This is a genomic window from Micromonospora sp. NPDC007220, from assembly GCF_040634035.1.
GTDB lineage: Bacteria > Actinomycetota > Actinomycetes > Mycobacteriales > Micromonosporaceae > Micromonospora > Micromonospora reichwaldensis.
On the sequence record NZ_JBEYEU010000006.1, the window covers coordinates 171,221 to 196,521 of the forward strand.

At 70.4% G+C, this 25,301-nt stretch carries 29 protein-coding genes and 1 pseudogene; 14 read left to right on the forward strand and 16 right to left on the reverse strand.

The window, feature by feature from the left end; translation table 11 throughout:
- Positions 1-593 precede the first annotated feature (593 nt).
- The 3 genes from ABZ573_RS14915 (at position 594) to ABZ573_RS14925 (ending at position 2,918) form a co-directional block, all read left to right on the forward strand.
- Entirely contained in the window at positions 594-989 is a 396-nt protein-coding gene (locus ABZ573_RS14915) for a hypothetical protein (protein WP_358118537.1), read from the forward strand.
- A 331-nt stretch (positions 990-1,320) separates the two neighbouring features.
- A complete protein-coding gene (locus ABZ573_RS14920; protein WP_358118539.1) occupies positions 1,321-2,334 on the forward strand; it encodes a papain-like cysteine protease family protein in 1,014 nt (337 codons plus the stop codon).
- Positions 2,335-2,345: 11 nt separating this feature from the next.
- Positions 2,346-2,918, forward strand: a complete 573-nt coding sequence (locus ABZ573_RS14925; RefSeq protein WP_327028924.1) for a hypothetical protein — start codon at positions 2,346-2,348, stop codon at positions 2,916-2,918.
- Between the two features lie 694 nt (positions 2,919-3,612).
- Here ABZ573_RS14925 and ABZ573_RS14930 read toward each other — a convergent pair.
- Positions 3,613-4,218, reverse strand: a complete 606-nt coding sequence (locus ABZ573_RS14930) for a YdeI/OmpD-associated family protein (RefSeq protein ID WP_151452297.1) — start codon at positions 4,216-4,218, stop codon at positions 3,613-3,615.
- Between the two features lie 556 nt (positions 4,219-4,774).
- Between ABZ573_RS14930 and ABZ573_RS14935 the strand changes: the two genes are divergently transcribed.
- Complete coding sequence (locus ABZ573_RS14935; RefSeq protein WP_358118541.1) at positions 4,775-5,452, forward strand: hypothetical protein; 678 nt, start codon at positions 4,775-4,777, stop codon at positions 5,450-5,452.
- Positions 5,453-5,454: 2 nt separating this feature from the next.
- Complete coding sequence (locus tag ABZ573_RS14940) at positions 5,455-5,952, forward strand: hypothetical protein (RefSeq protein ID WP_327028926.1); 498 nt, start codon at positions 5,455-5,457, stop codon at positions 5,950-5,952.
- Here ABZ573_RS14940 and ABZ573_RS14945 read toward each other — a convergent pair.
- Positions 5,949-6,299, reverse strand: coding sequence for a hypothetical protein (locus ABZ573_RS14945; protein ID WP_358118544.1), 351 nt, complete (start codon positions 6,297-6,299; stop codon positions 5,949-5,951). The two genes, ABZ573_RS14940 and ABZ573_RS14945, sit on opposite strands and share 4 nt — an antisense overlap.
- A gap of 36 nt (positions 6,300-6,335) precedes the next feature.
- On the opposite strand from ABZ573_RS14945, the gene ABZ573_RS14950 reads away from it, so the two are divergent.
- The 4 genes from ABZ573_RS14950 to ABZ573_RS14965 are packed head-to-tail and all read left to right on the forward strand — an operon-like array spanning position 6,336 to position 8,540.
- A complete protein-coding gene (locus ABZ573_RS14950; RefSeq protein WP_358118546.1) occupies positions 6,336-7,067 on the forward strand; it encodes an alpha/beta fold hydrolase in 732 nt (243 codons plus the stop codon).
- Positions 7,068-7,126: 59 nt separating this feature from the next.
- The gene (locus tag ABZ573_RS14955; RefSeq protein WP_151452301.1) at positions 7,127-7,489 is read left to right on the forward strand and encodes a metalloregulator ArsR/SmtB family transcription factor; all 363 of its coding nucleotides are present in this window, start codon (positions 7,127-7,129) and stop codon (positions 7,487-7,489) included.
- Positions 7,486-7,965, forward strand: a complete 480-nt coding sequence (locus ABZ573_RS14960; protein WP_358118548.1) for an SRPBCC family protein — start codon at positions 7,486-7,488, stop codon at positions 7,963-7,965. Before ABZ573_RS14955 ends, ABZ573_RS14960 begins: the two co-directional genes overlap by 4 nt.
- Positions 7,966-8,003: 38 nt before the next feature.
- Positions 8,004-8,540, forward strand: coding sequence for an alpha/beta hydrolase (locus tag ABZ573_RS14965; RefSeq protein ID WP_151452303.1), 537 nt, complete (start codon positions 8,004-8,006; stop codon positions 8,538-8,540).
- Between the two features lie 40 nt (positions 8,541-8,580).
- Here the strand turns inward: ABZ573_RS14965 and ABZ573_RS14970 are convergent, their stop codons facing one another.
- The 7 genes from ABZ573_RS14970 to ABZ573_RS15000 all read right to left on the reverse strand — a co-directional run bounded on the left by ABZ573_RS14970 (position 8,581) and on the right by ABZ573_RS15000 (position 15,802).
- Entirely contained in the window at positions 8,581-9,075 is a 495-nt protein-coding gene (locus ABZ573_RS14970; protein ID WP_151452304.1) for a GNAT family N-acetyltransferase, read from the reverse strand.
- A gap of 58 nt (positions 9,076-9,133) precedes the next feature.
- Complete coding sequence (locus ABZ573_RS14975) at positions 9,134-10,228, reverse strand: peptidoglycan-binding protein (protein ID WP_151452305.1); 1,095 nt, start codon at positions 10,226-10,228, stop codon at positions 9,134-9,136.
- Positions 10,229-10,338: 110 nt separating this feature from the next.
- Positions 10,339-11,436 carry an FAD-dependent monooxygenase gene (locus ABZ573_RS14980; RefSeq protein WP_151452306.1) on the reverse strand — a complete coding sequence of 366 codons (1,098 nt, stop codon included), beginning with the start codon at positions 11,434-11,436 and terminating at the stop codon, positions 10,339-10,341.
- Positions 11,433-13,421 carry a LodA/GoxA family CTQ-dependent oxidase gene (locus ABZ573_RS14985; RefSeq protein ID WP_225851846.1) on the reverse strand — a complete coding sequence of 663 codons (1,989 nt, stop codon included), beginning with the start codon at positions 13,419-13,421 and terminating at the stop codon, positions 11,433-11,435. The genes ABZ573_RS14980 and ABZ573_RS14985 overlap by 4 nt, the downstream gene beginning before the upstream one ends.
- A gap of 257 nt (positions 13,422-13,678) precedes the next feature.
- Entirely contained in the window at positions 13,679-13,873 is a 195-nt protein-coding gene (locus tag ABZ573_RS14990; RefSeq protein WP_225851847.1) for a tetratricopeptide repeat protein, read from the reverse strand.
- 85 nt (positions 13,874-13,958) lie between these two features.
- Entirely contained in the window at positions 13,959-15,212 is a 1,254-nt protein-coding gene (locus ABZ573_RS14995; RefSeq protein ID WP_358118552.1) for an MFS transporter, read from the reverse strand.
- A 5-nt stretch (positions 15,213-15,217) separates the two neighbouring features.
- Complete coding sequence (locus ABZ573_RS15000) at positions 15,218-15,802, reverse strand: helix-turn-helix domain-containing protein (protein WP_358118554.1); 585 nt, start codon at positions 15,800-15,802, stop codon at positions 15,218-15,220.
- Positions 15,803-16,117: 315 nt separating this feature from the next.
- Here ABZ573_RS15000 and ABZ573_RS15005 point away from each other — a divergent pair.
- Positions 16,118-16,243, forward strand: a pseudogene (locus ABZ573_RS15005) (IS630 family transposase); the annotation flags it as partial.
- A 2-nt stretch (positions 16,244-16,245) separates the two neighbouring features.
- Here the strand turns inward: ABZ573_RS15005 and ABZ573_RS15010 are convergent.
- Positions 16,246-16,599: a hypothetical protein gene (locus ABZ573_RS15010; RefSeq protein ID WP_358118556.1), complete on the reverse strand. Its 354-nt coding sequence runs from the start codon at positions 16,597-16,599 to the stop codon at positions 16,246-16,248.
- Between the two features lie 200 nt (positions 16,600-16,799).
- Between ABZ573_RS15010 and ABZ573_RS15015 the strand changes: the two genes are divergently transcribed.
- The gene (locus tag ABZ573_RS15015) at positions 16,800-16,973 is read left to right on the forward strand and encodes a hypothetical protein (protein WP_358118558.1); all 174 of its coding nucleotides are present in this window, start codon (positions 16,800-16,802) and stop codon (positions 16,971-16,973) included.
- Between the two features lie 47 nt (positions 16,974-17,020).
- On the opposite strand, the gene ABZ573_RS15020 is transcribed toward ABZ573_RS15015, so the two are convergent.
- Genes ABZ573_RS15020 through ABZ573_RS15040 form a run of 5 tightly spaced genes read right to left on the reverse strand, consistent with a single transcriptional unit; the run spans position 17,021 to position 20,445 of the window.
- Positions 17,021-17,296: a 4Fe-4S dicluster domain-containing protein gene (locus tag ABZ573_RS15020; protein ID WP_358118560.1), complete on the reverse strand. Its 276-nt coding sequence runs from the start codon at positions 17,294-17,296 to the stop codon at positions 17,021-17,023.
- Positions 17,293-18,024 (reverse strand): GntR family transcriptional regulator, encoded by a 732-nt coding sequence (locus ABZ573_RS15025; protein WP_192581208.1) that lies wholly within the window; start codon positions 18,022-18,024, stop codon positions 17,293-17,295. Before ABZ573_RS15025 ends, ABZ573_RS15020 begins: the two co-directional genes overlap by 4 nt.
- Entirely contained in the window at positions 18,021-18,803 is a 783-nt protein-coding gene (locus tag ABZ573_RS15030; RefSeq protein ID WP_151452312.1) for a thiamine pyrophosphate-dependent enzyme, read from the reverse strand. The genes ABZ573_RS15025 and ABZ573_RS15030 overlap by 4 nt, the downstream gene beginning before the upstream one ends.
- Entirely contained in the window at positions 18,800-19,879 is a 1,080-nt protein-coding gene (locus tag ABZ573_RS15035) for a hypothetical protein (protein ID WP_151452313.1), read from the reverse strand. The genes ABZ573_RS15030 and ABZ573_RS15035 overlap by 4 nt, the downstream gene beginning before the upstream one ends.
- On the reverse strand, positions 19,876-20,445 hold the full coding sequence (locus ABZ573_RS15040; protein WP_151452314.1) for a 2-oxoacid:acceptor oxidoreductase family protein: 570 nt from the start codon (positions 20,443-20,445) through the stop codon (positions 19,876-19,878). The genes ABZ573_RS15035 and ABZ573_RS15040 overlap by 4 nt, the downstream gene beginning before the upstream one ends.
- A 104-nt stretch (positions 20,446-20,549) precedes the next feature.
- On the opposite strand from ABZ573_RS15040, the gene ABZ573_RS15045 reads away from it, so the two are divergent.
- Positions 20,550-21,689, forward strand: a complete 1,140-nt coding sequence (locus tag ABZ573_RS15045) for an alcohol dehydrogenase catalytic domain-containing protein (protein ID WP_358118563.1) — start codon at positions 20,550-20,552, stop codon at positions 21,687-21,689.
- Positions 21,686-23,179 carry an AMP-binding protein gene (locus ABZ573_RS15050; RefSeq protein WP_151452316.1) on the forward strand — a complete coding sequence of 498 codons (1,494 nt, stop codon included), beginning with the start codon at positions 21,686-21,688 and terminating at the stop codon, positions 23,177-23,179. The genes ABZ573_RS15045 and ABZ573_RS15050 overlap by 4 nt, the downstream gene beginning before the upstream one ends.
- Positions 23,180-23,191: 12 nt before the next feature.
- Here ABZ573_RS15050 and ABZ573_RS15055 read toward each other — a convergent pair whose 3' ends face one another.
- Positions 23,192-24,826: a class I adenylate-forming enzyme family protein gene (locus tag ABZ573_RS15055; protein ID WP_358118565.1), complete on the reverse strand. Its 1,635-nt coding sequence runs from the start codon at positions 24,824-24,826 to the stop codon at positions 23,192-23,194.
- Positions 24,827-24,899: 73 nt separating this feature from the next.
- On the opposite strand from ABZ573_RS15055, the gene ABZ573_RS15060 reads away from it, so the two are divergent.
- A complete protein-coding gene (locus ABZ573_RS15060) occupies positions 24,900-25,301 on the forward strand; it encodes a hypothetical protein (protein WP_151452318.1) in 402 nt (133 codons plus the stop codon).

The window sequence follows — 25,301 nt, forward strand, 5'->3', positions numbered from 1 at the left end:
CCCGCCTGGGCACCCTGACGATGGTGGGACTTTTCCCCCGGCCGGGGCCACCCATGGCCATTGATACTGCTGGCAGGCTGACGGCCAGGACGGACGAGTGTCATTGGCGCGTGGAAACTCGGAAGGTGTCAGGGGATTTGGTTGACCCCATCCCCTCGTCAGCCGACACGGGACAGTGCCTGTCTGCACGTGGCCCCTTCAAGCGGAATTCCAGGCTCCGTCGATGGCGCTAACTGGAAGCATCACCCGCGACTACCGACCGTACGGGCGGGCATGGCGTTCCGACCCCCCGGACGGCGACAACTTCCCCTCCACCGCCCGTGCCGGCGGCGCGGCTCATCGAGCCGGTCTTGGCGATCGAGGCATTGTGGGACGGCGATACGGCGGGTGGGGCGTACTCCTCCTTGCAGTCGTTCACCGGCCCAGCGCGCGACACCCGCAGTTCCGACGAGCAGGAGCTGGCGTTCGTTCACGGTCGCGGCGCACCAGTGCTCCACCAGCACTGGTCTGCTTGGTACTCCAACGTCACTTGACTCCGGCGTTGGGCGTGGCGTGGGCATGAAAACGGCCACCGCGTTGATCATCGATGGTTCGTGAGGACAACCGAAGATCGTGCGGCGGCCGTGTGCCGCAGCGTAGACCCCGCCGGGTGGCGGGTCATCCTGGACGAGGCCGTGACACGTGTTGCTGACCGGTTCGTGCGGGCCGGGCCGCGCGCGGCGGCGGCGCAGTTCGTGGAAGGGCAGCTGTCGGGCATAGAACGCAAGACCTGCTGGCCCCTCGCGGAACGGGCGGGTCACGACGATCCGCAGGCGATGCAGCGGCTGCTGCGTACGGCGGCGCGGGACGCAGCAGGAAGGCTTCGCCCGGATCCGGACCTCGTCCCCGGCCCGGCTCACCTGGATCAAACCCGCCAGCGAGATTTTGACAAGACCCGTTGGGTCAATGTCGAGGTCCTTGAAACCCACGCCAACAAGGGCGAATACTGACCTAAATTACGCGACACCGGGCCTCACCAGGACGGAAACAAGCATTATCTTCAATCGGGTCATCACGGGCCGCACCCCGCGCGATCACGAGAGGTAGTTGGTTGCGCACCTTGCGTGAATGCCGAGCGTGACGAATACTGGATCGGACCGATCGGCTCACTTCCACTCCGCAAGTTGCCTCATTTCCGCGCGCAGATCCGAATGGATCTGTTCGCCTCCCGTGCGCCAATTCGGGCCGCCGCCACAGTAAGAACGAGTTGCCCTTTACCGTGCTCTCCGAACGCGGATGCGCCCTGCCCGGGAACACCACAATCGAAAGGAGAAAGGCTACATGCCCTTGTCCGTGCCCGACCTCGCCTCGCTCGACGACACCCCGGTGACGATCCGGTCGACGGCATTTCCCCACGTGTTCCTGCGACTGGCCGGTGGTGGCGTGACCGCCGCCACCTCCACCGGCGGTGGGTACGTCAACTGCCAGTACACCCCGGTCGGCGACTTCGAGCGGTTCAGGGTCCGCAGGCAGACTGACGGCACGTACTCGTTCGAGTCGGTGTTCTTTCCGAACGTGTACGTGCGGATGGACGGCACCGGTGTCACCTCGCAGACCGTCAACGGTGGCGGAACGGTGAACTGCCAGTTCACCCCGGCCGGCAGCCCGCCCAGCGCCTACGAGCGGTTCAAGGCCAAGGCGCAGGCGGACGGGTCGATGTCGTTCGAGTCGGCAGCCTTCCCGAACGTGTACCTGCGTATGGAAGCTTCCGGGTTCACCGCCAACAACGGCAACGGTGGCGGCACGGTGAACTGTCAGTACAACGCCAACGGCGGGTCGCACGAGAAGTTCTTCATCAACATGGTCGACCAGCGGCTGAACTTCGCCATGCAGCCCCAGGTGCAGACCCAGTGGTGCTGGGCGGCGAGCGCGGTCAGCATCGCCGCGTTCTACAACGCGAACACGAACTGGACCCAGTGCTCGCTGGTCAACGCGGAGCGCGGGGTGAACAACTGCTGTGGCGACGCCGGCGCGAACTGGCCGTGCAACCAGGGTTCCTGGCCGGAGGGGCCGATGCAGCGGGTCGGGCACCTTCGTGAGCGCTTGGTCGGCGTGCTGACCCCGGCCCAGGTCGGAGCCGAGTTGGCCAAGTCCCGGCCGTTCGCGATAAACACGGCCTGGGCCGGCGGCGGGGGGCACATCCTCGTGGTACGGGGACGCTACGTCGCCGACGGCGTGGAGTACGTGAGCGTCGGGGACCCGTGGTACGGGGACTCGGACGTGACGTACGAGGCCTTCCGGAACCGGTACCAGGGCAGTGGTAGCTGGACCCACACCTACAAGACGCAGGCCTGAGGAGCTACGGAATGCCGGTGCACATGCCCGACCCGCAGGGCGTACCCGACAAGGTCCGCGCGAAGCTGAACGCCCTCGCCGACAGCGGTCGATTCTCCACCAAGGCCCTACGCCAGGCCCGCAAGGAGAACCTCGATCTGAACACCCCGCACCAGGTCTTCACCCTCGGACTGGACGTCGTCACCGCCGGCGGCGGCCTCGACCAGGCGCAGCCGGTCGGCTGGCGGTTCCTGGTCGTCGACGGCGGCCAGCTCATCGCCAGCGCCGAGACCGCCGAGAAGCCGGACGGCACACACGAGGTGGCGCAGTTCACCGAGGGGCCGTTCGTCGCCGCCACCGACAAGGCGCTGAAGATCGCCAACCGGCTGCCCCAGGTAGCGGCGGCGAGCTTCGAACTGCGCCTGCTCCGCGTGTCCGCCCTGTATGTGATGGCGCTCTGGTTGCATTCGCCGCTGGTCGACCTGCTGGTGCCGCTGGCTCCGTCGCCGATCGGCAAGGACGGCAAGCCGCTACTCCCGGCTGTGTTCCTCGACGACCTGCGCAAACTGGCCGGCAAGATGGGCCCGCCCGAAAGTTCCGCCTAACCGCCTGCCGGGGCCAGGGCCGCACCCTGGCCCCGGCAGGCGGTGCGGACGGCCCGGCGGGGCCCGCGATCAGGACCATTCGGAGACCTCGTAGTCGCCCCTGTCGCCACGGGCCCGCATCGTGGCCACCACCGCCTTGGCGTCGGACTCGAACGGCGTCCGGGCCGCCTCGACCCACCTGCCAGCTCCCTCCCGGCGCCAGACGAGCCACCCTGCGGCCGATCGCAACCTCGCCTGCGCGGGCGCGCAGCCGCTCGGCGAACAGATGGCCGGCCGTCGCATAGCCCGACAGGAATGGGTGACCCCCGCCTCCACCGGTAACCATGAGCAGTTTCTGCCTTGTGTGGTTCGTCAGCGTCGCGCCTGTGACCCCATGGCCTGCTCGGAATCCCCACCCTTCGTATCCGTGACAGCGAGGGCTGGTCGGCTGGAGAACTCCGCATCAGTCGCGTTGGAGCGATCCAACAGCAGGCACCTTCGCGACATGGGGCTGGTGCAAGCCGGTCAGGGGGTCACACGTGCGTAGATGGTGGATGCTGGCGCTCATCCTGCGGTTCGTCGCGGTGTCCGGCGTCGCGGAGCGGGCCTACCTCACCCGCCGCCGCGAGCAGCTCGCCAGCTGACCGACACGTGGCGCCAGCCCGTCCCAGCACCGTTCGTGGCCAGATCAGTGTCCATGATCATGAAATGCCGATCACGGCGTGGGCGGAGGCTTGGCCTTCTGCGGGTAGATCGTCTCGTGACGGGCCAGCATGGCGACGAACTCGCCGATCTTCCGCTCGCGGGTCTGCGCCCGTTTGACCCCGTTGACACGGTGGATGAGAGCGAACCGGTTGGTCTTGGTGAGTACGTCGAACATGGCCTGGGCGGCGGGGTCGGCAGCGATGGCGGCGAGGAGGTCGTCCGGCACCTCGGCTTCCGACGGCGGGGCGTAGGCGGCCGCCCACCGCCCGTCCGCCTTCGCGGCTTCCACCGCGGCCCGGCCGGAGGGCAGCATCCGCCCCTGCTCCTCCAGCCGCGCCACGTGGGCGACGTTGCGTTGCGACCAGGAACTGCGGGGCCGGCGCGGGGTGAACCGGATCCAGGAGGTCTCCTGATCCCGCTTACGAGCCTGCCCATCGATCCAGCCGAAACACAGGGCCTCGTCGACCGCCTGCTGCCAGGTCAGCGTCGTGACCGTGCCGCCCTTCCTGGTCAGGGCGAGCCAGACACCGGGCGACGTGGCGTGGTTGGCCGACAACCACGCCCGCAGCGACTCGGCGTCCACGACGATCAACTCATCCAGTTCGGCGCTCACCATGACGGCAGGCTATCGCTGCGCCGTGGCCGCAGCCTCTGCCTGTGGGACAGCCCGGCTCGTCGGGCTGCCGGCGCATGCCGTTCGGCGATCCCTCTTCGGTCCACGCCCTGTGGAACTGTGCGCACTCGGCCGCCAATGACCCCACTCCTCGAACGCGTTCTCAGACCGCTCGAACCTCGGCGAGCCGCCTGACCGCGTACTCGTCGTCCCAGCGACGGCGGCTTCCCAGGCGGCCGACGCCTGCCCGGTGATGTCGAGCGCGCCGTCGTCGAGGCCGGCGGCGTTGCCGGGCAGCACGAGGTCGGGGACGTCGACGTACGACTCGTCCCAGTCGATCAGCGCGACCTGCTCGCGGTCATGCGGACGTTGCCAGGGTTGTTGGGTTGCCGTGGACGACGCACGTCCGACGTCCGGTGAGCCGCGCCCACGCTGCGCGGCATCGAGCAACGCTCTCCGGGGGCATCGCGCCGAGGTCGATCTTCATCCCGGTCTCGGCGTGCAGGAGGTCGGTCGACGATCTGCGGCCTGTCGGGGGCGCGCTGTACCGTGCCGCCTCGTGAACGCCTTGCTACGACGGTTCGTCGAACTCATCGAAGCCGACCTGGCAGCCGCCGGCTTCATCCGCCGCGGGCCGGTCTTCCGGTACTTCGACCCCGATGGCAACGGCATCGCCCTCGACATCCAGCGCACCACCGCGCTGAGGGGAGAGGTCGAATTCTTCATCAACGTCGGGGTGCTGCTCGCCCCGCACCTGCGGTACTACTTCGGAGAGAACGATCCGCGCCGTGACGCCATGCCGCACCACAGCGTCTGGCACCACCGACTGGTGGCGACCGACGACACCGCGGAGCTGTCCGACCACACGTTCTCGCTGGCCACGGAAGCCGACGCGGAACGCGCCGCCACCATCGTGCGGACCTGGCTGGCGGAGAACCTGCCCCGCATGAAGAGCTGGCTGGGCGACTTCGACGCGATGCTCGCCGCCATCGAGGCAGACCGCGACCGATCCGCCCGGGCCCGCGCCGAGCAGCTCGCCTCCGGGCGGTGGAAGGCCGGCCGTTGGCCGGACGGAAGTTGGAGTGGCGGCGTCATCCGCGCCTACGCGCACGCTCAGCGCGGCGACGTGGACGCGGTCACGGCCGAGACCGCGGGCTGGCACGACCACAGCCCCGACTCGCTGGCCGCCGACGCCCTGGCACTCGCCAGCCAGCGCCTCACCGAACGGCAGGGATGATCGTGGGCTACTCCGGTCTTGTCATCATCGCCCGCACCGGCGACACGCGGCTCGACGAACTGGCGTGCGTCGACGACCTGTTCGTGGCCGTGACCGACAACGTCCGCGCCGACGGCTGGCGGATCGGGTTCCTCGGCCCGGTCGACGACACCTCGCCCGACGACCTGGCCAACGACCTCGCGCTGGAGACGACGGCACCGGCCATCGCGCTGTCGGTCTTCGACAGCGACTGCGCCTTCGCCACGGCGGCCGACCCCGCCGGCGAGGCCGTCGAGTTCTACCTCAACGAGGAGGTCGTCCGGGCTCTCGTCGACGACGACGACAGGTTCGAGCCGCTCAACAGCCAGGCCGCCGCCGGACTGCTGCGATGGGCCGAGAAGGCGGGCCTCGTCGCCGGCCCCGATCGACTCGCGAGCGCACTTGAGGAACGCCCGGGTCCGTTCGGGGACGGAATCGTCGAGCTCACCGGGGCCCTCGGCATCGCGGCGCCTCCCGGCTAGAGATCGCGGGCCGCGCGGATCGCGGCGGAACCGGAGACGGATGTCGAGTTGGCCGGGCAACGTCGGTTCGGGTCCGGCACGATGGGCTGGGCGGTGTCGGCGTCCGGCTGCTGTTGGGCGTACATCTGATCCTCGCGGCCGTAGCCGGACGCGACGGTGACCACCGGCACCACACTCGCCAGACTCAGAGCCGATGTCGGCATGCTGCCCCTCGCCGGGGCAGCCGGGAGGAGGACGCGATGCGGGCCGTCCAGAAGGTCCGCCATCGACGGGCCGACGTCGACGGACTGGAAGTGTTCTTCCGCGAGGCCGGGCGCCCCGGCCAGCCGGCGGTACTGCTGCTGCACGGATTCCCCTCCTCGTCGCACACGTTCCGCGAGGTCATGCCCACACTCGCCGACGTCGCGCACGTGATCGCGCCGGATCTGCCCGGCTTCGGGATGTCCTCGTCGCCAACCGTCGACGACTACGACTACACGTTCGAGAACCTCTCCTGGACGATCGAGAACCTTCTCGACCAGCTCGGGATCGAGCGCCTCTTCGTCTATCTGCACGACTTCGGCGCGCCGGTGGGATACCACCTGGCCACCCGCGCCCCGACCCGCATCCGCGGCCTGATCGTGCAGAGCGGCAACGCGCACCAGGACGGCCTCGGCGAGCAGTGGGACAGCGCCCGGGCCTACTGGGCCGACCCGACCGACGCCAAGCGCGCCGACCTGCCGGACTGGTTGAACTTCGCCGGTACCCGCGACCAGTACCTGGCCGGGCTGCCCGAACGGCTGCGCGCCCTGCACGCCCCCGAGTCGTGGCACCTCGACTGGGAGCGCATGAGCCGGCCCGGCAACGTCGACGCGCAGTTCGCGCTGTTCACCGACTACGCCAACCACGTCGCCCGCTTCGATGAGCTCGCCGAGTACCACCGCGCTCACCAGCCGCCGGTGCTCGTGCTGTGGGGACGGCACGACGCGTACTTCGACGTCGACGAGGTCCTCGCCTACCACCGCGTTCTCGAGCGCCTGGACGCGCACATCTACGACGGTGGCCACCTCCTGTTGGAGACGCACGCGGCGGAGTGCGCCGAACTCATGCGGGCGTTCGTGCTCGACAACGCGTGAACCGATCCCCCACGGGCGCGACGTTGCCAAAAGCGTAACAACCTGGTTACCCTTTCGGCGTGGACGAGGTGGCTGCCGCGATCGCCGATCCGGTTCGGCGGGAGATCCTGCTGATGCTGCGCGACGAACCGCTCTCGGCCGGCCAGATCGCCGACCGGTTCGTGATCAGCCGGCCGGCCGTCAGCCGTCACCTGCGCGTGTTACGCGAGGCCGGCCTGGTGCGCGACACGGCCGACGGACGCAGGCGTGTCTACACGCTGGTCACCGCGCCGCTCGACGAGCTGACCGGGTGGCTGGGACGGCTGATGCGCCCGTCCGGCTGGCAGCACCGCCTCGACGCGCTGGAGACCGAGGTCTACCGCACCCGCCGCGAGCGGCAGACGGCCGCCAAGCGGCACCCATCGGAGAAGGAGACCGCATGAGCCCCACACCCACCGGCCGACTGATCGGCGACGACCTCGTGCTGACCCGCACGTTCCGCGCTCCCGTGGCCGACGTCTGGGCCAGCCTCACCGATCCGGCGCGCACCGCACGCTGGTTCGGCCCGTGGCAGGGCGACGCCGCGCCCGGACGCACGATCAAGGTCCAGATGGCGTACGAGGAGGGCGAGCCCTGGATGGACATGACCATCGACGCGTGCGAACCGCCGCACCGGCTGGCGGTTTCCGCGGTGGACGAGCACGGCAGCTGGCATCTGGACCTGGTGCTGGTCGAAAGCGCGGGCGTGACCGAGCTCCGGTTCACGCAGCACCTGACCGGCACGGAGGGCGTCGGCGAGGTCGGACCCGGTTGGGAGTACTACCTGGACGCGTTGACCGCCTCCCATGACGGTCGGCCGGCGCCGGACTTCGACGACTACTACCCCGCGATGAAGGAGCACTTCGAAGCGCAGCGGTAGAGGTGATGTGATCAGGACGTCGATCCGAAGGGGGCACGGTGGGGCGCAGCGCGATCATCTTCCACGGGACCGGCGGCAACCCGGACGCGTGCTGGTATCCCTGGCTGGCAGGGCGGCTCGCGGCCCGGGGATACGCCGTCGAGGTGCCGCACCACCCGGGCATCAACGTCGAGCCGATCGCCACGTTCCTGCCGAAGGTGCTCAACGGGCACAGCTTCGACGAGGACACGGTCCTCGTGGGCCACTCCGGCGGCGCGGCCCTCCTGCTCGCGCTCCTGGAACACGTGGACGTGACCGTCGCCCAGGCGATCCTGGTCGCCGGATACTGCACCCGGCCCAACACCGAGGAGGAACCGGTCCTCCAGCAGGGCTACGACTGGGCCGCGATCCGGTCGCACGTACGCGACATCTACTTCATCAACTCCCGGGAGGATCCGTACGGCTGCGACGACCGGCAGGGGCGCGCCATGTTCGAGCGGCTCGGCGGCACCCAGATCGTGCGCGACGACGGGCACTTCGGCGACTACGACCAGCCGTACGAGCGGTTCGAGCTGCTCGACCGGCTCATCCCCTGACGCCGCCGGCGCGACGGCACCGACCCGTCGGACCGGTCCGCTAAGCGGTGAGCCCCTTGGCCATGATGTGCTCCCTACGCAGACCGTCGGGCATGAGGTCGCCGAGCTCACCCGTGTCACGGAAGCCGTTGCGCCGGTAGAGCGCCCAGGCGTTCCTGTTGCCCTCCGCCACGGCCAGGCGCAGAGTCCTCGCGCCAACCAGCCGAGCCCACTGCTCGACCGCCCGCACGAGGAGGTCGCCCACACTCTGGCCACGTCCCACCGGCGCCACGTACATCGAGATCAGCTCGACAACGCGATCCTGATCGGTCGGCACCCCGCTGGCCATGCCGACGGGATGCCCGTCGAGCGTCGCCACGACGTTGTATGAGCCGGGAATGGCCAGCCGACCGCGCCAGCGTTCCTCCCGGTCGCCGTCACCCTGCCAATCCGCCAGTTGGGAACCGAAGGCGTACGGCGCCTCCGCCAGCGCGGCGAGCCGCAGATCCCGCCAGGTCTTCCAATCGCCCTCGGTGAGCACACGCGTCTCGATCACGTCGCGAAGGCTGCCGCAGGTGCGAAGACCAGGCAACCTGGTTCCTGTCGCATGGGCGCTACGAATGAAGGGCGTCCCTGAAGGCTTCGCGGATCACGCCGCCAGTGACGACGCACCACGTCCTGGTGTCCACTTCGCCGTTGGCGGGCAGGCCGTGCAGCTTCTGCAGGTCCTTGACGGCACTCTCGGTGGCATCGTCGAACTGGCCGTCGACGCCGACCCCCAGGTATCCCTTGGCGATGAGGATGCCTTGCAGCGCCCTGACCACATCGCCAGTGGCGTGCTGGTCCAGCTCAGGAGCGAGGGTCTCCCAGGTTCCGGCGGTCATGGTCCCGTCCGGCGAGACCGCAAGACCGTGCCTGTGCTGCCAGTCCTTGATGGCTGACGTCATCTCGGGGGACCACTGCCCGCCATCCGTCAGCGGGACGGGGTAACCGGCGTTGCGCAGGAGGTACTGGGCGACGGTGACCACCGGGCCCCCGACGGGCGTACCCTCGGCGACCTCGTAGATGTCGGGCCAGGTGCGCTCCGGGACCTCCCCGATCTGTGTGCCGAGCTGGGCCGCCACCTCGCGGCGCAGCTGCGGGAACTGGCGGTAGAAGCCGATGCCGGGACATTGCGTGTTGCGGAAGTCCCAGTGGCCGAAGATGTGGTGCGCTCTGAGCTGGTATTGCCGGCAGATCGTGACGCAGAGCCGCACCAGCGAGTCCCACAGCTTCTGCGTCGGGGTCTCCTCGATGTAGAAACCCTCGTTCTCGATGCCGATCGAGTCGTGGTTACGGCCGGGACAGTGCGCCGATCTGACCTGGGCCAGGCCGGTCTCCAGCGTCTCGAGGCTGCACGCCCGTCCTTCCAGCACATGACCACCCCGGCTGACCGTGAAGTGCTGCCCGGAGTCGGACCAGCCCCTCTCGTCCTGGTGAAATCGTTGGATGTCCTTTGCCAACCTCACCGCCCGCTCGCGGGAGAAGTCGGTGGTGTTGTGCGCCGGCTCCCCGGTGTGGTGAAGGATGATCTTCCGGGTGGTGCCTTCGAGCAGCACCACCCCAGGGGGCTTCGGCCGGCGGGCACCCCAGCTGCCGCAGTCGATGATCCAGGGGAACATGGCGCTGGGCACGGCGTCGGCAGTGTCGGTTTCGCGCTTGATCACCATTGATCCTCCATGATCTCGAAGCTGAGTGGGTCGCGGGGCCGCCTGGAGGAGCTGCCGGTAGGCGGATGCGGCACCGGCGTGCTGCCCGAAGACCGTGGCCGCGGAGATGACTACCGGCGCCGGCGCCAGAAGGGGCGCGAGGTCCACCGCTGTTCCCTCTTGTACGCGTCGCGGTGGTGGCGGCGGTACGCCGCCCGGATCCTGGCAAGGTTCGCGGCGTACTCCGGTAGGGCGTCACGCTCGCCGCGGAGGTGCCGGTCGATGGCTCGGCCGGCGACGAGCCCGGCGTAGAGGGCGGTGAGGATGCCCTGGCTGGAGAGAGGGTCGAGGGCGATGGCGGCGTCACCAGCGGCGATCCACCCGTCGCCGTACGGGAGGGTGAGATGGCTGCTGTGGGCGGCGACCCGCCGCGGTGGGGACCATTCTCCGACATCCTGAACAGGAGCCGTCACATGGTGGAGCCTGGCCAGCAGCGCCCGGTACCGGACCGGCCGGTGCAGGTCCGCCGGCGCCAGATCGGCATCGGTGAAGTAGGTGAGCACCCGGTGCCCGTTCGGAGCGGGCGCGGCGTACCACCACCCGTCGGGCGCCGCCTCGACCAGCGAGGCGGCCGGGACCGGATCGGCTGCGGGAACTCGGACTTCGACGCCGATGAGCCGGTCGGTGGTCTGGTAGTGGCCGCCGTGGCGACGGGCGATGGCCCCGGCCCGGCCGGTCGCCTCGACCAGCCACGCGCACCTGACCCGACGGGCCCCCGTTGCGGTGCGCAGCCGCAGAGTCCACGCACCGCCCGGCTCGCGCACGGCCTCGGCGACCCGTGTGTCGTCGAGGGCCCGGGCTCCGGCGGCCACGGTGGCCGCGCGTAGTTGGCGGTCGTAGAGCGGCCGGTCCAGGTGCCAGCCGTGCCCATACGGGTCGAGAATCGTGTCGACACGGGCAAGGGTTTCCGAGTCCCAGGCCGAAAGGTTGGCCAGGCACCGTTGGTGGCCGCCGGCCGCGTCCGGAGTGGGCAGGCCAAGCTCGTTCAGCATGCGGCGGGCCGCCCCGGGCAGGGCCTGCCCGGCCCGCGGCGTGCGGTGGCCGGCGTCGGCGAGCAGAACCGAGCGGCCGGCGCAGACCAGGGCCGCGGTGGCGGCGGTACCGGCGGGACCGCCGCCGGCCACCACGACGTCGTACCAGGAATCGGGCGGCGGGCCGCCTTCGCTCACCGCTGGTCCCGGTACGGGCTGACCTTGTCGAAGCGGCCCACCAGCACCTCGTCGGAGTCGAACGGGCTCTGCTCGATGACGTATCCGACCTCGTCATCGGAGACCCCTGCACCGTCGGCCGTCTCGGGCACGTGCAGGGCGATCAGGTTTCGGGTGTACGGCACCTGGTCGAGGTCGAGCAGTGGCGTGGACTCCACCCGCATGACAGCGGGAAAGGTGCCGTCGTCAGGGCCGTCGCGGGTCTCCACGATGCCGAGCTTGGACCAGACCTCCACCATCTGCTTGTGCTGCTGCTCATCGTCGCCGTGCAGCGCCCGGAACCACACCGCCCGCTGCTCGAATGCCTTGCGCCGCACCTCGATGTCCTGGTGCGTGTCCATGACCGTGCGGTAGTCGGCTTCGGTGAGCACATGGTTGGGCACGGTCGCGGGCCACCACGTCGGCAGGTACGGGTCGAACCCGGCGGTGAAGCCCATCTCCTCCTGACTGGCGTAGCCGGAACGGCACTCAGAGGTGTCGGTCTGCCACGGCACGGCCATCCAGCGGATGAGGTCGCCGGGAGCCTGGGCGTACAGCGGGCCGTCCACCGCCATCGCGGTCTGCGGGGTCAGCCAGGGCCCGTAGAACGGCTCCTGCCAGCCGCTGGGCCGGTGCCGGATGCGGAAGCGGCCCTGGTACATCGACGGATGCCGGATGGGCCAGGTCACCTCGCAACCCGGGTGGAACGCGTCGGCCAGGCAGAAGTCGAGCGCCGCGCGGTCGAGCGTCTCCGGTTGCAGATCCAGTGCCACGTCACGGAACTGCCTGCCGGAGGCGGGCGGGTCGCCCGGCACGAACCTGCCCGCCGCCCAGTAGCGGAACATGCGGTACTGGGCGGGTGACAACGTCACGTGGTGGCGCACCGAGCGGGGCGGCACCGACATGGCGTCGCCGTAGATCCATGGCCACGGCACCGGGGAGATCCCGTCCCGGTCGATGTGGCGCAGCGCCGTGTAGATCTGGGTGCGCAGCTCCGCGTACTGCTGATCGGGACGGGCGAGCTTGGCCATGACGGAGTCGTCGAGAAAGTAGTCGGCCCCGCCCCAGCCGAACCGGGTGGCGAACCCGTGGTTGACCCATTGAAGCTCGGTCATCCGGCGCAATACGGGCGCGATGTGCTCGTGGAACGACACCTCGGGAAAGGGCAGCACACCGCTGGCGACGTGCATGTCGAACAGCAGGTCGTACAACGTGCGCACGCTCTTGACGCCGGGCGCGTAGTCGGGCGGTCCGACGATGACCCATGCCGGATCCACCGGTATCTCGCGGCCGTCGATGGTCACTTTCGCGGTCACGGGTCCGTCGGAGACGTCGTCGTGCCAACCATCGTTGTTGGCATACGACTTCAGCGTCTCGTACTTCTTGTCGTACGGAGCGGCGGCACCCTTGCCGCCGAGGACCAGCAGCCGCCCTTCCTCATCGGTGTGCAGCTCGCCGAGATAGACGGGGATGCCCATGAACTTTCCCGTGTCGAAGACAGCACCGGTGCTGACATTGACACCACTGACCTCGCGGGGACCGGGCTTGATCTCCAGCCGGTCACGCTCGGCGCGCGGCACGTCGGCGTTGCGCAGCTCGGCGTTCTTGGCCTGCTCGGCTTCGGGGATGTCCATCGCCAGCCGGAACTGGTACCAGGCGGCCTTCTTGTTGGCCAGCTCGACGCTCCAGCGCAGGGACGTGCCCTCCTGGGGAAGGATCTCCTTGACCACTTGGCCTTTGGCGTTGTACCCGTACACCCGGAACCGGGCGGCCTGACGTTTGATCGCCCCGGACCGGTCCCGGTAGAAGCCCGGTTCACGAGGCGGAGGATCCGGCATCTCCGGGCCGATGAAATACTCACTGTCGCTGTTGCCTACCCGCGCCACACCGATCGCCGGGTGAACGGCCGCGCGGATGATTTCCTCTGCCATTAGAATCTTTCGCTTTCCAGCTGACGGAACAAGCATCCACCAGGAGATTAGCGAGCTGCGGAGGCTTGCATTCGGCGAACGGCGTCAGGCGGCGGATCTGGTGCTGCTCAGCGGGATCAGGCCGTGTCCCGCAGTCGGGTGCAAAGACCGACCACCCGCCTTCTCCATCAAACTGACCACACCCGCTCGGCGCGGCCACCCGTCTGAGATGTTCGGGCTCCTTGGCCGCTCGGGGCCACCTCGCCGCCCAGCGATACGACCGGCTACCAGAAGCCCTCTTCGGCAGCGTGCCCCTACGTGGAGGTCAACTCCTGCGCCAGCCGATCCAGACCGCCCTTGATCAGCTGCGCGTACGCGTCATCGCCAAGCGCGCCGATCCCCGCTTGCGCACGCTGGAGGCACTCGCGGGCACGGCCGAGGTCGCCGAGCTTCCGGTAACACTCACCCAGGTTGAGATGCAAGGACGGGTACAGAGCGGCCACCGACATCGGCACTCCAGCCTGCGCAACCCGGTCAGACGGGCCGGGTGGACGGCGGCGAGGCCTGGTTGACTGTGCGACATGACCTTGTTGGTCAGGTCGCTCGTGCCGTCGCCTTCAGGGTTATGTTGCGCACGGGTCCGCTGGTAATGCAGGCGGCAGCGCCGCCGAGTGCGAGGGCGGCGGCGGCGAGGAACGCGGTTCGTAACCCTGCCTGGTCGGTGATGAGTGCGGCGGCTGCGATGGACAGTGGGGACACGCCGACGGTGGCGAGGGCGAACAGGCTCATGGTGCGGCCGAGAATGTCGGGGGGTGTGTCGGCTTGGATGATCGGTAGGACGATCCCGGCGACGGCACCGCCGACCGCGCCGAGGGCAACCGAGAGCGTAAGGGTGGCCGGTAGGTCGACTGCGGCGGGGAAGAGGCTCATGACGATGGCGCCGGTGCAGGCTGCGCCGGCGACGACGAGCCCTGGTGCAGGTAGGCGTCGGATGATCACGAGGACGAGTGCAGCTGCTGCGGCGCCGGCGCCAAGGGCCGCCATCAGCCATCCGAGGCCTTGAGCTCCCCATTGTCGTTCGGCGGCGAGGGCTGGAAACGCGGTGTTGATGACCCCGTTTACCGCGAACTCAAGCAGCGCGACCAGTAGGAGCAGGTTGCGTATCACGGGCTTGCCGAGGGCGTAGCGGAGCCCTTGCATCGCCTGACGGACGACGCCACCGGCACCGTCTTGATGCTGAGCCACAACGGAGCGGATGCGTAGGGCTGTCAGGGCTACGGCCGACACGGCGAAGGTGGCGGCGTTGACGGCGAAGGAGGTGGACGGGCCTCCGATCGCCAGGAGGAGGCCGCCGAGAGGAGCGCCGATCAGGACGGCGGCGCGGGTGCCGAGTGCACGCAGATTCTGGACTCGGACGAGTTGGTCATGGGCTACGACGAGTGGGGCGAGGGCGTTGGTTGCGGGATAGAAAAGTGCGTCGATGACGCCGAAAATCAGTGCGAGAGCCAGGAGCAGGGGGATCGTCGCACCGGCGGCGGCGATCACGGCGGCCGCGAGCATGAGCAGGGCACGCAGGATGTCGCTGCTGAGGGCGACGCGTCGAGGGCCGAGACGGTCGACGAGCGTCCCGCCCAGGAGCATGAAGAGCGCGCGGGGCACGGCGCCGGCGGCGAGGACCAGACCGGCGCCGGCTGGACCTGCTTCCTGTACGGCGGTCCACGCGATCGCCAGGAAAAAAATCTGGTCTCCGATGAGGGAGACCGGCTCGGCGGTCAGCCAGCAGAGCAGCCGCCAGCGCGGTTGGTTCGGCGTGACGACGGCGGATGAAGTCTTTGTGGCCTCGGTCATGAGGGTCACCTCATTGGGAAGGCATGGACGAACACGAACATGCTGCGCGTCGCTTCTTCAGCGGCAGGGGCAGCGCTGTCGGTCGGACGGTTGTTGTCCCGGAAGCGCAGGAGCACCTCGGTGAGTTGCTCGCGCAGGAGATCCACCTCGGCGCGGCTCAGGTTGAGGACCATGTCGGAGCCGAACGCGGCGGTGCGGAACTCGTCCTCGGCGTCCGGACCGCTCGCGAAGAACTCCTGCAGATGCTCGAAGTGGATGCCAGCCTGGCCACGGTGCAGCACCTCCAAGTCACTCACCGTGTCGGATCCGAGACTGTCGGCAGTGAAGGAGAGGCCCTGGGTTGATCGCTTCCAGTAGCGCTCCCGGCCTCGGGCGGGGGCCGCGTCGTCCTCCTCGAGCACACCCAACTCGGCCATCCGCGAGAGATGGTAGAAGGCCAGCTGAGCAGTGGTTTCCACATCCTTGGCCAGGCTCGTAGCAGTCGCCGAGCCGCGCTTGGCGAGTGCGTAGTACAGACGCAGGCGCAGCGGGTGGGAGAAGGACTTCAAGACCTCCACCTGGGTCACTCGCCTGGGTTGCTGTTCGTCCACAGTGTGCACGATATGTGACGGACAGGCCTTATTCAAGAGTTCTTGAATTAATCGCCGATCGAAGTTTCAGGATTCCTTTTACAGGACCCCTTGACCCACTAAATCGATGCGAGCTAGCTTCACCTCGCGGCCGCACCCATTGACACATCTGGCTCTCTACGGGGGATGTGCTCCACGTGTTCGACGACGCCCCCATCGCCACCACTGCTGGTGGACCGGCAGACCGCAACGTGAACGTCATCTGCTGACCTTCTCCTTCGGAGAGGCAGTAGATCCACAGAGGCCGGGTACCGCTGTATAAGCGGCACCCGGCCTCTGTACGACCTGATCGCTGCCATCCGCGCGTTCATCGACGGCTACAACGAGCGCTGCCAGCCGTTCCGCTGGACCAAGACCACCGACCAGATTCTCGTCAAGGCCCAGCGCACCCCTTCCGCGTGACGTTAGAGATCACGCCAAACGTGCGGCTCCTGGTAGGCATGCCACCCGCGAAAGAACCAGTCCGTCAGATCCCGCAACCGCTCCAGGCAATCCTGGTAGTACTGCGCCGGCTGCGGCCGAGGGAAGTTCGGGTGCGCGGTCCACTCCGCCACGAAGTGTGAGACCTCGTAGAACCCCTCAGCCACCCAGCGCGGCAGGTCGTCATGACTCTCGTACTGCTCACAGCCCACCCGCATCGCCTGCTCCAACCGGCTGAACGCCGCCCGGTCCCAGACGAGTTCACAGCGCAGTCGGAGCAGGAAGCTCCCCTCCACGGACTCGAACTCTCGCCTCAGCACCCTCAAAGCGTCATCCACGTCTGCATCGTGGCAGCCCGGTACGACGACTCGGCACCGTCAAACTTATTCAGACACGCGACACTATTGCGGCCAGACCCACCGCCGGACGACACTTCGGGCAAACCACCGAGACGCGGTTCGACGCCGGGCGTCCGCGAGTTGCCGGCACTCGGATCGGACTCCTCGGTGGATACGGGCAGCAGCATGACCGGTTCGTCGTGGGCGAACTGGATGGCGAGGTGATGCGCGTCGTCGGCGAATACCAGCTGGTTCTACCGGACGGGGCTGCGCTTCCGGCTCGCGTGACGGTGGTCGGCCGCGGTCCGGTGCTGCACCTGATCACCGCCGAGCGCTGGTACCAACTGAGCCTGGACGCCGCTCCCGCGAGGTGACCGATATGGGCGTCACGGGGTCCTGCTCGGCGGCGAAGACGGCAGCGTCATCGGGCGGCGCGGTCCGGCCCCCCGTCCGTCCTGGCCGGCGTCAGCCGGTAGACCGAGAAGACGAAGTCGGGGCAGACCATCTGGCACGCGGTGCAGCCGGTGCAGCCCGGCGTCAGCTCCGGAAACCGGTAGCCCATCTCGTTGACCTCGTCGGACATCACCAGCACCTCGGGCGGGCAGGCGATGACGCACAGCTCGCAACCCTTGCAGCTCTCGATGTCGATGACCAGGGTGCCCCGGCTGCTTCTCGTCGTGTTCTCCGGTGCCGTCACGGGCGTACTCCTCCGGTCGTGGCCCGCACGATGCCGAGCAGTCGGGCCCGGTCCCCGGTGGCGGGCGGCGCGGCCTCCGCCGCGAAGACGCCGCGTCGTTGCAGCGCCCGCACCGCGTTCTCGGCCGTCATCAACACGTGGTCGAGGCTCGCCTCGGCGGCGGCCTCGGGATCGCCGGCCGTCAGCGCCGCGTGTTCGCGGCGCAACGCGGCCCGTTCCTCGTCCATCGCGTCCTCGATCGAGAACCTTGCCGCGACCGGCACCAGACCGCTGAAGGTACGCAGCAGCGCCCTCAGGTGCGGCCCGGCGGCGGCGAGGTTGACCACCTTGCGGAACTCCCGGGCCAGCCGCTCGAACTCGTCCACCTGGTCGCAGCCGCCCAGCGCCTCGATGAGCTTGTCGAGCGTCTCGCGCAGCCCGGCGTCGCCGGACGTGGCCGCCCGGCTGCTGGTCAGCGCGCTCAGCATGCCGTACAGCTCGAACGCCTCGCGGACCGTGCCCGCGTCGAAGGCGGAGACGAACGCGCCCCGGTAGTGCGGCATGCTCACCAGGCCGTCGCGCTCCAACTGCATCAGCCCCTCCCGGACCGGGACCCGGCTGACGTCGAGGGTGGTGGCGATGCTGTCGAGGTCGATCCGGTCACCGCTGCGCAGCGTGCCGTCGAAGAGCAGCCCGAGAATGTGTCCGGCGACGGCCTCACCCGCCTTCGCCCGTACCAGTGCCGTCATGTGACCAACTCCCCGAGTGGATAGCTCTGCTCCAGCGACCCGCCAAGATAACCAGGGCCCTCGCCGGCCGGCACGAACCATCCCGTGGGGCACATGGTGAGGATCTCCACCAGGCTGAACCCGGCACCGGAGAGCTGCGTCTCGAAGGCGCGGCGCAGCATCCGTTTCGTCTGGGCCACCCCACCGGCGGTGGAGACCGCGCCCCGGGCGACGTAGGCGCTGCCCTGCAACCCCGCGACCAGATCGGCCACCGGGATGGGGTATCCGTGCGCCTCCGCGTCCCGACCGGCCAGGCTGGTCTTGGTCCGCTGGCCGAGCACGGTGGTCGCGGTGAGCTGGCCGCCGGTGTCGCCGAAGACGCCGTTGTTGAGCATGACGCAGGTGATCTTCTCGCCCCGGGCGGCGGCGTGCAGGACCTCCTGGAGCCCCTCGTTGGCCATGTCGCCGTCGCCCTGCATGGTGAACACGGCGCACTCCGGCCGGACCCGCTTGATACCGGTGGCGCAGGAGGGCGCCCGGCCGTGCAGGCACTGGAGCACGTCGACGTCCATGATCCGTACGAAGCTGCCGTAGCAGCCGTGCCCCACCACCCCGATGGTCCGCTGCACGATGTCGAGTTCCTGAAGGACCTCCAGCAGCAGCCGCAGCGCGACCGGCTCGCCGCAGCCCGGGCAGAGCGAGTGCTCGCCGAGGAGCAGCGACGGTCGTGGGTCGGCCACCTTGCGGGCGGGCACCGAGGGCGGGCCCGACGTGTCGATGACGATCTGTTCCCGGGTCATGCGGAGGCACCTCCGGTGAGTGCGGCGAGGATCCGGTCCCGGATCGCCGGCGCGTCCATCAGGTCGCCGTAGGCGAGGCCGGACTCGGCGATGCTGACTCCGCCGATGAACCGGACGGCCGAGCGGTCGGCGGCGTGGATGCGGACGTCGTCGAGCATCTGCCCGGCGTTGAGTTCGAACACGAGCACCCGGCGGGCCCCGGTGGTGGCGGCGGCCAACGCGTCCCCGGGGAACGGCCACAGGGTCACCGGCCGGAACCATCCGATCCGGTGTCCCTCGGCGCGCAGCTGCTCGACCACGTACTCGACGAAGAGCGCCGCGGTGCCGAAGGCCACCACCACCGTCTCGGCGTCCTCGACGTGCGCCTGCTCGAACCGGGCCTCGGTGGCGGCGATGGCGTCGAACTTGTCGGCCACCGCCCGCCAGTGCCGGTCCGGGCCGGGGCCCGGGTCGGTCGCCTTGCCCATCGCCCAGGTCCAGACCTGGCGGGACCGGCCGGTGCCGCCGCCCGTGCCGTCGAGCACCCAGTCCCGCTCCGGCAGCGGCCCGTGGTCCTGGGGTGCCACGGTGACCGAGACGCGGGTCTGGGCGATCAGGGGGTCGCCGTACAGGATCACCGGGGCGCGGTACAGCTCGGCGAGGTGGAAACTCAGTTGGGTGTGCGCGACCGCCTCGGTGACGTCCTTCGGCGCGAGGGTGATCGTCCGGTAGTCGCCCCAGCCGCCGCCGCGCGTGCACTGGAAGTAGTCCTGCTGGTTGCGGGCCATGTTGAAGACGACGAACGGGGTCTGGTTGAGCGCCGCCTCGGCGATCGTCTCCTGCATCAGGGCGATCCCCTGGCCGCAGGAACCCGTGGCGGCCCGGGCGCCGGCCGCCGCCGCGCCGAGCACCATGTTGACCCCTTCGATCTCGCTCTCGGCGTTGACGCACACCCCACCGGCCGCCGGCAGCTCGCGCGACATGCTCTCGAGCAGGCCGGTGAACGGCGACATCGGGTAGCCGGCGAAGAAGCGGCAGCCGGCGGTGATCGCCGCCGCCGCGATGGCCGCGCTGCCCTCCAGCAACTCCCGGGTCACGACGTCACCCCCACCGGGGCGCCGACCGCCACCGCGGGCACGGCGGCGCCGGCGGCGAGCGCCCGGGCGTTGGCCGGGGCGTGCTGCCGGCGGTACGGCGGCAGCAGCTCGGTCATCGCCTCGACCAGCGCCTCGGGGTCGACCGCCCGGGCGACCGCGTTGTACGCCCCGAGCAGCACGAACCCGATCGCCTGGGGCGCGTCGACGGACTTCGCCACGGCGCTGGCGTCCACCGGGTACACGGTCGTCTCGGGCAGGCTCGCCGGGTCGACGAGCGGCACGTTCACCACCGCCGGCCCGCCGGGGCGCAGCCGCGCCAGGGCCGGCTCGCTGAACCGGTGGTGGACGACGATTGCCGACCAGGCGGCGGCGAGCACCGGCAGGCTCCGCAGCGGCGCGTCGCCGATCACCACGCCGGCCCGGGAGGGGCCGCCGCGCATCTCGCCGCCGTAGTCGGCGGTCAGCATGGCGTACCGCCCTTCGCGGGTGGCGGCGAGCGCGAGGGTCTTGGCGAGTAGCTGGATGCCCTGACCGCCGACGCCGGTGACCACGAGTTCACGCTCCATGCGGTCCTCCCCAGCTGAGTCCTTGACCTTGTTTGGATATTAGATACAAAATTCAATCGGCAAGGCAAGGGCCGTCCCGACCCCCGCCCTTCGGAAGGAGCACGATGCGCGCCGCCGTCCTGCACGGCTTCGGCGACCTCCGGGTCGACGAGGTGCCCGATCCGGAGGTCGGCCCCGGTGAGGTGCTGATCGACGTCTCGTGCGTACAGCCGAGCGTCACCGAGTGCATGCTGATCGCCGGTGAGCCGATCGCCCTGCACCGACGGCTGGCCGAGGCGCTGGCGGACGGCCCGGTCCGCTTCGGGGGGCACGAGTTCTGCGGGGTGGTCGGCGCGGTCGGCGCCGGGGTCCGGCGCTACCGGCCGGGTGACCGGGTCACCGCCGTCGAGACGCTGACCTGCGGGCGCTGTGCCGCCTGCCGGCACGACCGCGCCGACGCCTGCGTCCGGCCCGAGTTTCTGGGCTTCACCCGCCCGGGGGCGCTGGCCGAGCGGGTGGTCGTACCCGAGAGCGCCGTGGTGCCGATCCCCGCGGGGGTGAGCGCCACCGCGGGCGCGGCGATCCAGCCGCTCGCCGGGGCGCTGCACGCCCACGCCCTGGCCGCCGTCGCGCCGGGCGAGAGCGTCCTGGTCCTCGGCGCCGGCGTGATGGGCCTGCTCGCCGTCCAGGTCGCCCGCCGTGGCAACGCCGGCCTCGTCGCGGTCAGCGGCCGGAGCCCGGCCAAGCTCGCCCTGGCCCGGCGGTTCGGCGCCGACCTCGTCATCGACGCGACGACGGACGGCACCGAGGGGGAGCATCCGGTGCTGACGGCGATCCTGGCGGCGACCGGGGGCGTCGGCGCGGACGTGGTCGTCGAGACCGCGGGCGGGTCACCGGGGCACGGCCTGTCCGGCGTGGACACCCTGGAACTGGCCGCCCGCTGCGCCCGCCGGGGTGGCCGGGTGGTCGGCGTCTCGGTGCTGCCCGACGGCGCGCCGGCACCCCTCGGCCTGCTCCGTGAGCGGGCGGTCTCCCTGCTGCATCCCCGTTCCGGCGCCGGCGGATACTCCCCCTCCGGAACCGTCTTCACCCAGGCCCTGCGCCTGGTGGCCCGCTCCGACGTCGACGTGGAGTCCCTGGTGACGCATCAACTGACCGGCATCGAGGCCATCCCGGAGGCGGTGCGGATGACCCGGGACAAGACGAGGTACGGCGCGATCAACCCCGCCCAGGTCCGGCTCGGCGCCGACTGGGGGCAGCCGTGAGCCTGCTGATCGGCGAGATCGTCCGGCTGACCGCACGGATGACCCCGACCGCCGTGGCGGCCACCCTGTGCGGCCGACGGATCACCTTCGGCGAGCTGGACCGGCAGGCGAACCGCACGGCGAACGCCCTCGCCGGGCTGGGGGTGCGGGCCGGCGACCGGGTGGCCTGGTCGGCGGCGCCGACCCTGCGTACCCTCGACGGTTTCGTCGCCTGCGCCCGCCTCGGGGCGGTCTTCGTACCGCTCAATCCGGGCCTCTCCCCCGTCGAGACCGAGGCCGTGCTCGACTACCTGGAGCCCCGCCTCCTGGTCAGCGACCGGACGGACGCGCCGGCGGGAGCACCGCTGGCCGGCCTCGGCGGGGCACCGGGCGCCGGTGCCGACCTCGACGCGCTCACCGCCCGGGCGGCGGCCACCGCGCCGGCGGGCGCCGACCGGCTGGCCGACACCGACCCGCACATCATCTACCTCACCAGCGGCAGCACCGGTCAGCCGAAGGGCGCGCTGGTCAGCCACCGGGCCAGCTGGCTGCGCGCCGCGCCGGGCGGCGGCACCTTCACCGCCGCGATCCGCGGCCCGGGCGGGGTGTTGTGCAGCTTCCCGCTCTACCACTACGGCGGGTGGCACTACGTGCTGGAGGCGTGGCAGAACCGGACGGCCGTGCACCTGGTGCCCCGGGCCGACGCGGCCCGGCTGATCGACGTGGTCCGCACCGAACGGCCGGCCGCGCTCTACTGCATCCCGGCGGTGTGGGAGCGGCTGCTCGACAGCGAGCACCGGCGGGCCGACCTCTCCTCGCTGCGGCACGCCGACACCGGCACCTCGGCCCTGCCGGCCGATCTGGTCGCGCGGATCAAGGACCGGTTGCCCGGCACCACCACGACCATCCTGTACGGCTCCACCGAGGCCGGTCGGATGAGCGCGCTGCCGGACGCGGACCTGGCCCGGAAGCCGGGCAGCGTCGGCCGGCCGGCCTTCCCGGGCGCCCTCTGGGTGGCCGCCGAGGGCGTCGGACAGGTCGGCGAGGTGCTGGTCACGGGCCCGGCGCTGATGTCGGGCTACCACCGGCTGCCCGCCGAGACGGCGGCCGCCCTGCCGGACGGCGTCTACCGCTCGGGCGACCTGGGCCGCCTGGACGAGGAGGGCTACCTGCACCTCACCGGCCGGGTCCGGGAGGTGATCCGGACCGGGGGCGAGTCGGTCTCGCCGGTCGAGGTGGAGGCGGCCCTGCGCGGCCTGGCCGGCGTCGTCGACGTGGCCGTGGTCGGCCTGCCCGACGACCGCTGGGGCGAGGTCGTCTGCGCGGTCCTGGTGCTGGCGCCGGGCGCGACCCCGCCGGATGTCGGCACGGTACGCGGCCACGTCGCCGGTCGGCTGGCCGGTTTCAAGCAGCCGCGCCGGGTGGTCGTGCTGCCGGCCATCCCGCGCACTCCCGCCACCGGCCAGGTGCAGCGGTCGCGCATCCGGGAGTCGCTGCGGAGCGCCTCGTGACGGCGGGCGGGGTCAACCGGCGCGGAGCCGGGCGCGGAGCTCGGCCTTGGCGATCTTGCCACCGGAGCCACGCGGCAGGTCGTCGACGATCTCCAACCGCTCCGGCCAGTTCTCCTTGCTGACACCCCGGTCGGCGAGGTGCGCGCGCAACCCGTCCAGGTCGAGCGTGGCACCGGGACGCGGGACCACCACCGCGCACACCCGCTCGCCGTACGTCGGATCGGGCACCGCCACCGCCGCCACCATGGCGACCGCCGGGTGCGAGCCGACCTGGTCCTCCACCGCCGCCGCGCTGACGTTCTTGCCGCCCCGGATGATGAAGTCCTGCTTGCGGTCGACCACCCGCAGGTAGCCGTCCGCGTCGCTGGTGCAGATGTCCCCGGTCAGCATCCACCCGTCGGGGGTGAAGAGGCGTTCGTTGGCCGCCGGGTCGGCGAAGTAGCCGAGGCAGGTCGCCGGACCGGCGCAGGCCGCCTGGCCGGGGCCGCCGGCGGCGGTGACGTCGGTGCCGTCCTCGGCGAAGAGCCGGACGTTCATCTCGTCGATCACCCGGCCCGCCGTCCGCAGCCGCGCGTCGATGTCGTCGTCCATCGTGGTACGCGACAGCGCCCCGGTCTCGTTCGAGCCGAAGAACTGGAGTACGCGGGCACCGGTACGGCGCTCGAACTCGGCGGCCCGCTCGAAGGGCACCGCCTCCCCGCCGGTGAACATGCACCGCAGCGAGCTGAGGTCGTAGCGGCCCGGGTCGGCGTTCAGCATCATGATGAACTGCGTGCTCACGCAGCAGAGCACGGTCACCCGTTCCCGCTCGATGAGCTCCAGCGCCCCGGTGGCGTCGAACCGGGGCATCACCACCGTCGGCGCGCCGAGCAGGGTGGGGGTGAAGTTGGCCGTCCACTGGGCGAAGCCGTACGGGGCGGGGATCAGGGTGAGGAAGACGTCGTCACCGGTGAGCGCACCGGCCTCGACGGCGAGCTGGTGGTAGTACATCCACCGGTTCTGGTTGTGCACCACGCACTTGGGCATGCCCGTGGTGCCGGACGTGCCGTTGAGCAGGTGGATGTCGCCGAGGCCCAGGGTCCGCTCGGCGATCAGCGCCCGCTCGGCGTCGGTCGGGCCGGGCCAGCCCGCCTCCGTCACGGTCGCCGGCAGCTCCAGCCGGACCCGCAGCGGCAGGCCCTCGACCAGCCCGGCGACCGGCGTGCCCCGGTGCTCGGCATGGCTGATCAGCGCGGTGGCACCGCTGGTGGTGAGCAGGTGCCGCACCTCCAGCCGGCCGGCGCGCGGCCCGACGGCGACCACCACCACTCCCGCCTTCAGCGCGGCCAGATAGGCCACGTGCACCGCGACGCCGTCCGGGAGCAGTACGCCGACCCGCTCGCCGCGCGCGAGACCGTGCCGCAGCAGCACCGCGGCGAGCCGGTCGGAGAGGTCGTCGAGGCCCCGCCAGGTGATCCGGTCGGCCCCCGCGACGAAGGCGGCCTGCCCCCCGATCAGGCCGGCGTGCCGGCGTACCCGGTCGACCAGGGTGTCGTCGCCCCACCGACCCACCTCGGCCAGCCGCTGCGCGACGTAGCGCTCGTGGGCGCTGCCGGCGACCGGGGCCGTTCCGGGTGGGAAGAGAGCCGCGACCTCGTTCACCTGCATCGTCACCCCTACCAAACAAGCGCTTGTTTATGGCATTCTGTGGCCGTACGACGAGACGTGTCAAGGAGGCGGGATGCAGATCTGGCGAACCCCGGAGACGGTCGACCTACTGACCGCCGCCGTCGCGCCCGGCGACCGGATCGACCGATCGTTCGAGGTCGGCGCCGGCATGCTCACCGACCACGTGCCCGGTTCGCCACCGGTGCTGTCCACCCCCGCCCTGATCGGGCTCCTGGAGGACACCGCCGCCGGCATCCTGCGCCCCCGCCTCGCTCCCGGCGCCTCCTCCGTGGGCACCTGGATCGGGGTGCACCACCGCGCCCCGGCGCTGAGCGGTGACCGGGTCGACGTGGCGGCGACCGTCGCCACCGTGGCCGGCCGGTGGATCACCTTCGACGTGACCGCCTCCGTCGCCGGCCGCGTCATCGGAAACGGCCAGGTCACCCAGACCCTGATCCGGGCCACGAAAGCCTGA

Bases quoted from the DNA above. Each gene is read 5' to 3' on its own strand.
- ABZ573_RS14930 (WP_151452297.1), bottom strand. From the start codon at position 4,218: ATGGTGAGCGCCGAACTGGATGAGTTGATCGTCGTGGACGCCGAGTCG.
- ABZ573_RS15060 (WP_151452318.1), top strand. From the start codon at position 24,900: ATGCAGATCTGGCGAACCCCGGAGACGGTCGACCTACTGACCGCCGCC.
- ABZ573_RS15025 (WP_192581208.1), bottom strand. From the start codon at position 18,024: ATGACGGCACTGGTACGGGCGAAGGCGGGTGAGGCCGTCGCCGGACAC.
- ABZ573_RS14950 (WP_358118546.1), top strand. From the start codon at position 6,336: ATGCCCACACTCGCCGACGTCGCGCACGTGATCGCGCCGGATCTGCCC.
- ABZ573_RS14985 (WP_225851846.1), bottom strand. From the start codon at position 13,421: ATGCTTGTTCCGTCAGCTGGAAAGCGAAAGATTCTAATGGCAGAGGAA.
- ABZ573_RS15055 (WP_358118565.1), bottom strand. From the start codon at position 24,826: ATGCAGGTGAACGAGGTCGCGGCTCTCTTCCCACCCGGAACGGCCCCG.
- ABZ573_RS14960 (WP_358118548.1), top strand. From the start codon at position 7,486: ATGAGCCCCACACCCACCGGCCGACTGATCGGCGACGACCTCGTGCTG.
- ABZ573_RS14925 (WP_327028924.1), top strand. From the start codon at position 2,346: ATGCCGGTGCACATGCCCGACCCGCAGGGCGTACCCGACAAGGTCCGC.
- ABZ573_RS14975 (WP_151452305.1), bottom strand. From the start codon at position 10,228: ATGGTGATCAAGCGCGAAACCGACACTGCCGACGCCGTGCCCAGCGCC.
- ABZ573_RS15045 (WP_358118563.1), top strand. From the start codon at position 20,550: ATGCGCGCCGCCGTCCTGCACGGCTTCGGCGACCTCCGGGTCGACGAG.
- ABZ573_RS14990 (WP_225851847.1), bottom strand. From the start codon at position 13,873: ATGTCGGTGGCCGCTCTGTACCCGTCCTTGCATCTCAACCTGGGTGAG.
- ABZ573_RS14995 (WP_358118552.1), bottom strand. From the start codon at position 15,212: ATGACCGAGGCCACAAAGACTTCATCCGCCGTCGTCACGCCGAACCAA.
- ABZ573_RS14920 (WP_358118539.1), top strand. From the start codon at position 1,321: ATGCCCTTGTCCGTGCCCGACCTCGCCTCGCTCGACGACACCCCGGTG.
- ABZ573_RS15040 (WP_151452314.1), bottom strand. From the start codon at position 20,445: ATGGAGCGTGAACTCGTGGTCACCGGCGTCGGCGGTCAGGGCATCCAG.
- ABZ573_RS15030 (WP_151452312.1), bottom strand. From the start codon at position 18,803: ATGACCCGGGAACAGATCGTCATCGACACGTCGGGCCCGCCCTCGGTG.